The sequence below is a fragment of the Photobacterium sp. BZF1 genome, assembly GCF_014349205.1.
Lineage (GTDB): Bacteria > Pseudomonadota > Gammaproteobacteria > Enterobacterales > Vibrionaceae > Photobacterium.
The window spans coordinates 1-1445 of the sequence record NZ_JACSOF010000302.1 but is presented as its reverse complement, the minus strand read 5'-3'; the positions used below and the strand labels follow the sequence as shown (position 1 = coordinate 1445).

Annotated in this window: 2 protein-coding genes and 1 pseudogene; all 3 read right to left on the bottom strand. The window is 46.4% G+C overall.

Annotated elements, in window-relative coordinates:
• Positions 1 to 324 precede the first annotated feature (324 nt).
• On the bottom strand, positions 325 to 807 hold the full coding sequence (gene bfr / locus BIZ37_RS30140) for a bacterioferritin (protein WP_107299052.1): 483 nt from the start codon (positions 805 to 807) through the stop codon (positions 325 to 327).
• 82 nt (positions 808 to 889) lie between these two features.
• The gene (bfd, locus tag BIZ37_RS30135; protein WP_107299051.1) at positions 890 to 1078 is read right to left on the bottom strand and encodes a bacterioferritin-associated ferredoxin; all 189 of its coding nucleotides are present in this window, start codon (positions 1076 to 1078) and stop codon (positions 890 to 892) included.
• Between the two features lie 231 nt (positions 1079 to 1309).
• Positions 1310 to 1445: pseudogene (gene tuf, locus BIZ37_RS30130) on the bottom strand (elongation factor Tu); the annotation flags it as partial.

The following is a 1445-nucleotide window of genomic DNA, read 5'->3' as shown; positions in this document are numbered from 1 at the left end:
TCACAGTTTCGAACGCAAGCCCTGTTTGAAAATCAGCCAGAAATAGTGGTAAGTGGTTGTTGGAGCGGGTGCTGGGTGCTGGGTGCTGGGTGCTGGGCAGTGTAACAATGAAATCAATCACTGCAAGTTTTCAATTCTAATTTTGCTCCTCCTAGGTCCGCGAACCTACTCATCCTAAATCCTTTTATCGCTTCTCCTAACGCAGAGGGCCGAAGTCTTTACGTCTGTGTATCCTAAAACTAAAAAACCCACACTTGGTGTGGGCTTCAATGCTTTTCCAAGGACCGAGGTCCCTATCTTCCCAGGGCCATAGCCACGACTCCCCTACCCCTCGTCTTCGTCGATGATCTGGGCTTGGTTGTAGTTGGCAATACCGACTTTCTCGATGAGGCCGAGCTGGGTTTCGAGCCAGTCGACGTGCTCTTCTTCATCTTCAAGGATATCCTGGAACAGGTCACGCGAGACATAGTCCCTCACCTCTTCGGCATAGGCGATGGCATCGCGCAAGTCTGGAATAGCTGCCATTTCCAAAGCCAGATCACACTCAAGCATCTCTTTGGTATCTTCACCAATATTGAGTTTGCCGAGATCCTGCAGGTTAGGTAGACCTTCGAGGAACAAGATACGTTCAATCAAATGATCCGCATGGTTCATCTCATCGATAGACTCGTGGTATTCCTTGTCGGCAAGGTGTTTGAGGCCCCAGTCCTTGTACATACGGGCGTGGAGGAAATACTGGTTGATAGCAACCAATTCGTTGCCGAGGATTTTGTTGAGGTGTTGGATGATTTTCGGATCAGCTTTCATTACAAAACACTCCTCTGTCAGTTCCCATAAGCATAGAACCGATTAGAAGAGTGTCAAAAGACACGCTTTGAAAAAGCCTGGGTTAACTGGCTTTTTTGTATTGGTTGACCGGGGCCATTTCAAGGACTTCCTTGGCTTGGCGAATACATTTGCCGCATTGCGAACCCAACGGGGTAAACTGGCGGATACCGCGGATATCACTGATCCCGTGTTGCTCGGCGAGCTTCATGATTTTTTTGTCGGAAATTCCGTGGCAAAGACAAACGTACATCTTATTTCTATCCTCCAATACGATGAGAAGAATATAAACAAGAATTGTTTTCATTACTAGTTGCAAATACATCCCCAGTTAGAACATTTGGGGATAGAAATGAGCTATTTATTCTTTAATCAAATATAGCGACATAAGTATCTGACAAAAAAGGCATCCATTACAGAAGCCCAGAAAGCAAAAAGGGAAGCCGAAGCTTCCCTTTTCTTAGTGTCGTTAGACTATTGCAAATTAAGCAACGATCTTAGCAACAACACCAGCACCTACTGTACGACCGCCTTCACGGATCGCAAAGCGTAGACCTTCGTCCATCGCGATAGGAGCGATTAGAGTAACAACCATTTGGATGTTGTCACCAGGCATAACC

Coding starts and splice junctions, on each gene's coding strand:
- bfr (WP_107299052.1), bottom strand. CDS start 807: ATGAAAGCTGATCCGAAAATCATCCAACACCTCAACAAAATCCTCGGC.
- bfd (WP_107299051.1), bottom strand. CDS start 1,078: ATGTACGTTTGTCTTTGCCACGGAATTTCCGACAAAAAAATCATGAAG.